This is a genomic window from Actinoplanes sp. NPDC051633 (assembly GCF_040681735.1).
Taxonomy (GTDB): domain Bacteria; phylum Actinomycetota; class Actinomycetes; order Mycobacteriales; family Micromonosporaceae; genus Actinoplanes.
The window spans coordinates 1-9,123 of sequence record NZ_JBFAZH010000192.1; the positions used below are offsets into that span (position 1 = coordinate 1).

The following is a 9,123-nucleotide window of genomic DNA, read 5'->3' on the forward strand; positions in this document are numbered from 1 at the left end:
GCCAGGTTGACGCCGTCCTCTTGGCTGAGCCGCTGCACCTCACGGAGCAGGCTGACGTCCCGCTCGCTGTAGCGCCGACCGCCGCCCCCGGCCCGGCCGGCCTGCACCAGGCCGAGCCGGTCGTACTGCCGGAGCGTCTGCGGGTGCATCCCCGCCAGCCGGGCGGCCACCGAGATGATCAGAACCTTCGCATCCGACTCGTGCATCCCCGCACCTCCTTACCCGAACCTGCGCAGACGGGCGTCCAGGCGCTCCCGGCCGGCCGGTGGGGTCAACTTGGCAAACTTCTCCAGCGCGTCGCGGGCCTCGTCCGAGACCTGCGCCGGCACCTGCACATCGACCGTGACGATCAGGTCGCCGGCCTCGCCGTTGCGGCGCACCACGCCCTTGCCGCGGGCGCGCAGCTTGCGCCCGCTCGGGGTGCCCGGCGGCACCCGCAGCGTGACCGGGGTGTCCATCGTCGGCACCCGCAGGTCGGTGCCCAGCACCGCCTCGGCCATGGTGATCGGCACGGTCAGCGTGAGGTCGTCGCCGCTGCGCCCGAACAGATCGTCGGGCCGCACCTTGACCTGCACGTACAGATCGCCGGCCGGGCCACCGCGCTCACCCGGCTCACCGCGGCCGGACAGGCGGATCCGCTGCCCGTCGGCGACACCGGCCGGGAAGCGGACGTTGATCGTTCGGTTTTTCGTGACCCCGCCGGTGCCGCGGCACTCCGGGCACTTGTGGTCCACGATCGTCCCCGCGCCCTGACACTCGCGGCACGGCTCGGAGAAGCTGAACGACCCCTGGTTGCGAGAGATCAGCCCGCTGCCCGCGCACTGCGGGCAGGTCCGGGGCACGGTGCCCGGCTTCGCGCCGTTGCCGTGACAGGTGTCGCAGACCCCAGGTGAGCGCAGGGTCAGCGGCAGCGTGGTGCCCTGCACCGCATGCACGAAGTCGAGCGTGACCTCGGCCTCGACGTCCCGGCCGCGCTGCGGCCCGGAGCGGCGCACGCCGCCGCCGGCCCCGCCACCGGAGAAGATCGAGCTGAAGATGTCGGAGAACCCGGCGCCGCCGAACCGGCGGTCACCGGCGCCGCCCGCCGCACCGGTGCCGGAGAACCCACCGAACAGGTCGGACGGGTCGAACCCACCGCCGGCGCCGCGGGCACCCCGACGGAACGCGCCGGAGCCGAACAACGAGCGCATCTCGTCGTACTCCTTGCGCTTCTTGTCGTCCGACAGCACGTCGTACGCCTCGGAGGCGGCCTTGAACTTCTCCTCCGCCTCGGCGTTGCCCGGGTTCCGGTCCGGGTGCAACTCCCGGGCCAGCTTGCGGTACGCCTTCTTGATCTCGTCGTTGGAGGCGGACTTGCTCACCCCGAGAACCGAATAGAAGTCCTTCTCCAGCCAGTCCTTCGAACTCAACGCGTCCACCTCCTCCAGACGAACCGGTCGGTTGTCACTCCGGGTCGGCGACCGCGACCAGGGCGGGTCGCAGCAGCCGCTCGCCCAGGGTGTAACCGCGGCGCATCACCTCGACGCAGGTCGGCTCGGTGACGTCCGGGGACGTCTGGTGCGCGACCGCCTCGTGCCGGGTCGGGTCGAAGGGGTCGCCCTTCTCCCCGAACGGCACCAGGCCGAGCTTGGAGGTGGACGCGGTCAGCGACTCGGCCACCGTGGCGAACGGGCCGACGAGGTCGCCGTGCTCGCGGGCACGGTCGACGTCGTCGAGCACCGGCAGCAGCGCGGAGAGCACCGCGCCGGTGGTCTGCTCGGCCGCCGCGCCGCGGTCACGGTCGACCCGCTTGCGGTAGTTCGCATACTCCGCCGTCACCCGCTGCAGGTCGCGCGTGCGCTCCTCCAGCTCGGTGCGGAGCGCTTCGAGCTCGGCGCCGAGCCCCGGCTTGACGTCCTTGACGTCCTTGACGTCGTCGGCGTCCTTGGCGTCACCGGAGGCGGCCGCCTTGACCTCGGCACCCTCCTCCGGCTCGGCGGCGCGGTGCGCGCCGCCTTTCGCCGCCGCCTCCCTGGCCTTCGCTTCCTTGGCGTCGCTCACGGACTCCCCTGTGGCCTTACCGTTCGGATGGATCTTGCGCCGATCACGGATGACGACCCGCTCGGTCGCCTGACCGTCGTTCTCGTCCTCCGCGCGGCTCACTTCTTGTCGTCCTCGACGATCTCCGCGTCCACGACGTCGTCCTGGCCACCGGCCGCACCCGCCGCACCGGTCGTCCCGGCTCCGCCGGCCGCACCCGCCGCACCCGGCGCCTGCGTGCCGTCCGGGCCCGGTGTGCCCTCGGTGCCGTCCGCCTGCTGCTGCGAGTAGAGCAGCGAGCCGGCCTCCTGCGAGACCTTCGCCAGGTTCTCGTGTGCCGTCTTGATCTTGTCGATGTCGTTGCCACCGAGCGCACCGCGCAGCTCGCTGAGCGCCTCGGAGATCTGCGTGCGGTTGTCCTCGGGGAGCTTGTCGCCGCTCTCCGCCAGGAACTTCTCGGTCTGCCACTGCAGCTGCTCGGCCAGGTTGCGGGCCTCGGCATCCTCGCGGCGCTTCTTGTCGTCGTCCGCGTGGTCCTGAGCGTCGCGCATCATGCGCTCGATGTCGTCCTTCGGCAGCGCGGAGCCGCCGGTGATCGTCATCTTCTGCTCCTTGCCGGTGCCCATGTCCTTGGCGTGCACGTTGACGATGCCGTTGGCGTCGATGTCGAAGGTGACCTCGATCTGCGGCACGTTGCGCGGCGCGGGGGGCAGGCCGGTCAGCTCGAAGGTGCCGAGCTTCTTGTTGTAGGCCGCGATCTCACGCTCGCCCTGGAAGACCTGGATCAGCACGGACGGCTGGTTGTCGTCGGCCGTCGTGAAGACCTCGGAGCGCTTGGTCGGGATGGTGGTGTTGCGCTCGATCAGCTTGGTGAAGATGCCGCCCTTGGTCTCGATGCCCAGCGACAGCGGGGTCACGTCGAGCAGCAGGACGTCCTTGACCTCGCCCTTGAGCACACCGGCCTGCAGGGCGGCGCCGACGGCGACGACCTCGTCCGGGTTGACGCCCTTGTTCGGCTCCTTGCCGGTCAGGCTCTTGACCAGCTCGGACACGGCGGGCATGCGGGTCGAGCCGCCGACCAGGATCACGTGGTCGACGTCGGCGACCTTGACGCCGGCGTCCTTGATGGCCTGCTCGAACGGCGACTTGCAGCGGTCCAGCAGGTCCTGCGTCATGCGCTGGAACTCGGACCGGCTCAGGCTCATGTCCAGGTGCAGCGGGCCGTCGGGGCCGGCCGTGATGTAGGGCAGGTTGATGCTGGTGGTGGTCGCGGCGGACAGCTCGATCTTCGCCTTCTCGGCGGCCTCGCGCAGACGCTGCAGGGCCATCTTGTCCTGGCTCAGGTCGATGCCGTTGGCGCCGCGGAACGTCTTGACCAGGTGGTCGATGACCCGCTGGTCCCAGTCGTCGCCGCCCAGGTGGTTGTCACCCGAGGTGGACTTGACCTCGATGACGCCCTCGCCCAGCTCCAGCAGCGAGACGTCGAAGGTGCCGCCGCCGAGGTCGAAGACCAGGACGGTCTGCTCCTTGGAGCCCTTGTCCAGACCGTAGGCCAGCGCCGCGGCGGTCGGCTCGTTCACGATCCGCAGGACGTTGAAGCCCGCGATCTCGCCGGCCTCCTTGGTGGCCTGGCGCTGCGCGTCGTTGAAGTAGGCCGGGACGGTGATCACCGCGTCGGTGACCTGCTCACCCAGGTAGGCCTCACTGTCGCGCTTCAGCTTCATCAGCACCCGCGCGGAGATCTCCTGCGGCGTGTACTTCTTGCCGTCGATGTCGATCGACCAGCTGGTGCCGACCTCACGCTTGACCGAACGGATGGTCCGATCGGGGTTGGTGACCGCCTGACGCTTGGCGACCTCGCCGACGAGCACCTCGCCGTTGCGCGCGAAGGCGACGATGGACGGAGTCGTCCGAGAGCCCTCCGCGTTGGCGACGACGGTGGGCTCGCCTCCTTCCAGAACGCTGACGCAGGAGTTCGTGGTGCCGAGGTCGATGCCGACCGCACGTGCCATGTTGGTAGTCCTCGCTTCTTCACGTCTTCGGGAGCCCGCAAGTTGAGCGGACCGGACTCAATAGTGCCACGGCGGGTCACGTCGTCAAGTCAAAGTTGAGCCAATGGGGCGCAAGTCATGTCAGCCCCGGCGCCTTCAGTCCGGTCAGGGTGAAGGTGGGGCTGTGGATGGGCTCTACATACCTGTCCGGTCACGGCATACCGGTACCTGTTGTCTGTGTCGTATGGATCGGGCACCCTTTAGCCGTGACGACGCACGGTGATGCGGCCGGTCCGGCTGCTCGCGCCGAGACCGAGCCGTCGCCTTCAGAAAACCCGAATTCGTTGAGTACGAGCACAGCAGAGCCGGCCGCCTCAGCGCGCCAGGTCAGCGCGGGGTCAGGGCCGTCCGCAGCCGCCGGGCCGGCGACCGGCTCGAGCAGCTCGCCGAACGGGAACCCGGCGGCGGCCACCGAGCCGGCGGAGACGGAGCCGGCGGCCGGCGCGAAGCCCCCGGCCACGGAGCCCACCGAGCCCTCCGCGACCGGCGAGCCGCCTGCGACCACCGAGTCCTCTGCGACCACCGAGCCCTCTGCGACCGCAGCCGAGCCGGCCACCGAGCCGACCGTGACGACCGAGCCGACCGAGCCGACCGCGACGACCGAGCCGACCGAGCCGACTGAGCCCGCCGGGACCACCGAGCCCGCCGTGGAGTCGAAGATCACCGGCGAGGAGCCGACCGTCGCCGTCGAGCCCGTCGACGAGCCGACCGAGCCGACCGAGCCGACCGTCGCCGGCGACGAGCCGACCGCGGCGCTCGACGAGCCGACCGCGGCGCTCGACGAGCCGACCGCCGCCCCCGCTGACGAGCCGACCGCCGCCGTTGCGGGTGCCGCGGCCGGCGGGGACGAGGAGACCGCGGTCACGCCGACCGCGCCTGTGCCGGCGGCTTCGGGAGCGGAGAGTGCCGAGGCTGCGGGCGGGGAGTCTGCCGCGCCCGAGGAGCCGGCGCTCACCGAACCGCCACCGGCCGTCGGGGCTCTCGCCAACGCTCTGAGTCAGCTGCGCGCGGCGATCGGCGGGGTCTCGTACCCCCTCAAGATGCCCTCGGCCGACGAAGCGCGACGCATCGGCAAAGCGCTCGTGTCACAGTTGGACGATTATCTTCTTCCGCGCCTGGCGCGGCTCGACGCGCCGCTGCTCGTGGTCGTCGGCGGCTCCACCGGGGCCGGCAAGTCGACGCTGGTGAACAGCCTGGTCCGGGCGCCGGTCAGCGCGGCCGGCGTGCTGCGGCCGACCACCCGCTCGCCGGTGCTGGTGGGGCACGCCGACGACATGCCGTGGTTCCGCAAGGGCGAGCTGCTGCCCGGGATGACACGGACGCCCGTCGCGAGCACCGACCCGCAGACGCTGCAGCTGGTCACCGCGCCCGCGCTGGGCCCGGGGCTGGCCTTCCTGGACGCGCCGGACATCGATTCGGTGGTGGACCAGAACCGCAAGCTCGCCGCCCAGCTGCTGGCCGCCGCCGACCTGTGGCTGTTCGTCACGACGGCCGCGCGCTACGCCGACGCCGTGCCATGGGAGCTGCTCACCACCGCCCGGCTGCGCGGCACCGTGATCGCCCTGGTGCTCGACCGGGTGCCGGAGGAGGCGGCCGGCGAGATCTCCGCGCACCTGGGCGAGATGCTGGCCGCGCACGACATGGCCGCCGCGCCGCTGTTCGTGCTGCCGGAGACCACCCTGGACGGCCAGGGACTGCTGCCGGAGAGCGTGGTGCAGCCGCTGCACGACTGGTTCGGCAAGCTGGCCTCCGACGCGGGCGCCCGCTCGGCCGTGGTGCGGCAGACGCTGGACGGCGCGCTGGCCGCGCTCGGACCGGCGGTCGAGGGCCTGGCCGACGCCGCGGATGAGCAGGAGATGGCCGCGGCGGCGCTGGACGAGCGGGTGTCCGCGGCCTATCGGACCGCCAAGCGGACGGTGGCCGACGGGCTCAAGGACGGCCGGCTGCTGCGCGGTGAGGTGCTCGCCCGCTGGCAGGAGTTCGTCGGGACCGGTGAGCTCCTGCGGGCGCTGGAGTCGAAGGTCGGCGCGCTGCGCGACCGGATCATGTCGGCGCTGACCGGCCGGCCGTCGCCCGGGCGCAACCTGCAGGCGGCGCTCGAGTCGCAGCTGGTCACGCTGCTGCGCGGAGTGTCCGCGGACGCCGCCGAGCAGGCGTATTCGGCCTGGCAGGCGCATCCGGCCGGGGCGGCGCTGCTCAACCCGGGGCTGCATCAGGCGTCGCGGGAGCTGCCGGAGCGCGCCGACCGCCTGGTGCGCGACTGGCAGGCCTGGGTGCTGGAGTTGGTGCGGGAAGAGGCCGGCGACAAGCGGTTCGTGGCGCGCGCGGGGGCGTACGCGGTGAACGGCGTCGGGCTCACCGTGATGATCGCGGTGTTCACCTCGACCGCCTTCATCCCGACCGGCGCTGAGCTGGCGGTCGGCGCGGGCACCACGATCGCGGCGCAGAAGGTGCTCGAGGCGATCTTCGGCGACCAGGCGATCCGTACGCTCGCGGCCCGCGCCCGGGAGAATCTGCTGACCCGCGTCGACGAGCTGCTCGACAAGGAGGCGGCCCGGTTCACCGAGCTGACCGCCGCGGTCGGCCTGGAGCTCGAGCCGGCGGACGGCCTGCGCCGGACCGTCGCCGAGGTGGAACGCGCGAGGGGGGAGCTCGCCTTGACCGCAGCCGGTGCCTCGTCATGAACCTCGCCGAGAGGGTGCGTGACGCCCTGACCCGCGACGACGGCCGGATCGACGCCGAGCGGCTGGTCGCCCGGCTGGAGTCGTTGTCGCGATTCCTGCGGGTCACCGACCCGTATCTGCCGGACGGCGACCTGGTGGCCGCACACACGCTGGTGGAACGCGCCGGGGGCCGGCTGGCGCTGTCCCAGGATCACACCGTGGTGGCGCTCGCCGGGTCCACCGGCAGCGGCAAGTCCAGCCTCTTCAACGCGCTGGCCAGGCTCAAACTGTCGCCCGTCGGGGTGCGTCGGCCCACCACGGGGGTCGCGCACGCCTGCGTGTGGGGCCCGCTGGAGGCGGCCAACCAGCTGCTCGACTGGGTCGGGGTGCTGCCGCGGCAGCGCTACGTGCGGGAGAGCGCGCTGGACGGCGACGACGAGGCGGCGCTGCGCGGGCTGGTGCTGCTCGACCTGCCCGACTTCGACTCGGTGGAGCGTGGGCACCGGCTCGAGGTGGACCGCCTGCTCGGCCTCGTCGACCAGGTGATCTGGGTGGTGGACCCGCAGAAGTACGGCGACCGGATCCTGCACAACGCGTACCTGCGGCAGTTCCGGCAGCACGCGGACATCACCATCGTCGTGCTGAACCAGGCGGACCGGCTCTCCGCGACCGACACCGAGATCGTGCTGGCCGACCTCAAGCGGCTGCTCGAGGAGGACGGGCTCGAGGCGGCGCCGGTGCTGGCCACCTCGGCGAAGCAGCCCGGCATGCTGACCGAGCTGCGCGAGGCGCTGGAGAAGACGGTGGCCGAGCGGCAGGCGGCGCTGCGCCGGCTCTCCGGTGACCTGGACTCGGTGAGTGAGCAGCTGGCGCTGATGATCGGCCCGCCGGCCGCCGAGGACGAGGTGGACCGGGCCACGGTTCGGCAGTTGTCCGAGGCGCTGGCGGCGTCGGCCGGGGTGCCCGCGGTGGCGGAGGCGACCGGGAACGCGTACCGGCATCGGGCCGCCGCGTCGACCGGGTGGCCGTTGGTGCGCGGCCTGCGCAAGCTGCGGGCGGACCCGCTCAAGCGACTGCACATCGAACCGTCGCCGGTGGTCGAGGGCGAGGTCGTTCCCCGCACGTCGCTGCCGGCCGCCGACGCCGCGCAGAAGTCCGCGGTCGGGCTCAGCCTGCGGGCGGTCGCCGACCGGGCCGCGGCTCCGATCCCGGCGGTGTGGTCGCCGGCCCTGCACACCGCGGCCCGCTCGCGGGCGGCCGACCTGCCGGATGCGCTGGACCGCGCGGTCGGCTCGACCGACCTCGGGATGAGCCGCACGCCGATCTGGTGGCGGGTGGTCGGTGTGCTGCAGTGGGCACTGACCTTCGCCGCGGTCGGCGGCCTGTTGTGGCTGCTGGCCGGGTATGCGGTCCGCGTGCTGGGGCTGCCCGAGCTGCACTATCCGAAGATCGGCGAGGCGCCGCTGCCGACCCTCTTCCTGCTCGGCGGGCTGGCGCTGGGGCTGCTGCTGTGGTTGCTGCTGAAACCGATCGTCAACTACGCGGCGAGGCGGGCGCGGCGGCGGGCCGAGCAGCGGTTGCAGGTGGCGGTGACCGGGGTGGCGCGGGAGTACGTGGTGGCGCCGGTCCGGGAGGTGCTGAACGCGTACGCACAGGCGCGTGAAGCTCTGGCCGCGGTCCGTTCCGAATAGGCCCGCCTGCTCTTCCTACGGGTACGCTCGCGGCATGGCGGCACCCCAGACTCCATACGATGCGGTCCTCAACGCGGCCCGCGACGTGGCGAAGCTCGACAGCGCCCTGGAAGCGGAGATGCTGGGCGCCGCGTTGCTGGGCAGCATCTACGCCGTGGCCGAGAACGATCGTGCCACCGCGGTCCGTGACTTCGTCGCCGGGTTCCTGGGCGCCACGACCCGCCGGCGCACGGCGTCGGCCACCACGATCCGGTCGATCTTCGCCGCCCTGGTGCCGGACGCGCCCGGCGCCGGGGACGTGAAGGCGGGCGCGCAGGCCCCGGCGTGGACCGCGCAGGTCGGGCGGGTGCGGGCCACCGGGTGCTATGCCTACGGCGACGTGTACGGGGACCAGACGTCCTACCTGGTCACGTACGCGTATCTGGACCGTGCCGAGGGCGGCTCCGACCACGCGCTGGTGGCCCTGGTCGACCACAACATCGGCATCACCAAGGACCTGTACGTCGGCCAGCCCGCGGAACGCATCCTCGGTCAGGTCCGCGAGATGTGCGACGCCGACGAGCTGACCTGGTTCCGCGAGGAGGACCCGGGCCGGCTGCGCCACGAGGTGGACCGCCACCTCGAGATCACCGACGGGCTGACCGAGCTGCCCGCGGACGGTTCTCTGGCGACCGACCGCGCCCTGGCCGTGGCCCGGCT

At 72.3% G+C, this 9,123-nt stretch carries 6 protein-coding genes and 1 pseudogene; 3 read left to right on the top strand and 4 right to left on the bottom strand.

The window, feature by feature from the left end:
* From AB0M20_RS13840 to dnaK, 4 genes are all read right to left on the bottom strand, one after another.
* Positions 1–206, bottom strand: a 206-nt coding sequence (locus AB0M20_RS13840) for a MerR family transcriptional regulator (RefSeq protein WP_364297889.1), incomplete at its 3' end; no start/stop codon positions are given.
* A gap of 12 nt (positions 207–218) precedes the next feature.
* Complete coding sequence (dnaJ, locus tag AB0M20_RS13845; RefSeq protein ID WP_364297891.1) at positions 219–1,409, bottom strand: molecular chaperone DnaJ; 1,191 nt, start codon at positions 1,407–1,409, stop codon at positions 219–221.
* A gap of 34 nt (positions 1,410–1,443) precedes the next feature.
* Entirely contained in the window at positions 1,444–2,142 is a 699-nt protein-coding gene (gene grpE / locus AB0M20_RS13850; protein ID WP_364297893.1) for a nucleotide exchange factor GrpE, read from the bottom strand.
* On the bottom strand, positions 2,139–4,031 hold the full coding sequence (dnaK, locus tag AB0M20_RS13855; RefSeq protein WP_364297895.1) for a molecular chaperone DnaK: 1,893 nt from the start codon (positions 4,029–4,031) through the stop codon (positions 2,139–2,141). Before dnaK ends, grpE begins: the two co-directional genes overlap by 4 nt.
* A 1,031-nt stretch (positions 4,032–5,062) precedes the next feature.
* On the opposite strand from dnaK, the gene AB0M20_RS13860 reads away from it, so the two are divergent.
* From AB0M20_RS13860 to AB0M20_RS13870, 3 genes and pseudogenes are all read left to right on the top strand, one after another.
* Positions 5,063–6,754: an ABC transporter gene (locus tag AB0M20_RS13860; RefSeq protein WP_364297899.1), complete on the top strand. Its 1,692-nt coding sequence runs from the start codon at positions 5,063–5,065 to the stop codon at positions 6,752–6,754.
* On the top strand, positions 6,751–8,424 hold the full coding sequence (locus AB0M20_RS13865) for a GTPase (RefSeq protein WP_364297897.1): 1,674 nt from the start codon (positions 6,751–6,753) through the stop codon (positions 8,422–8,424). The genes AB0M20_RS13860 and AB0M20_RS13865 overlap by 4 nt, the downstream gene beginning before the upstream one ends.
* A 34-nt stretch (positions 8,425–8,458) precedes the next feature.
* Positions 8,459–9,123 (top strand): annotated as a pseudogene (locus AB0M20_RS13870) (hypothetical protein); the annotation flags it as partial.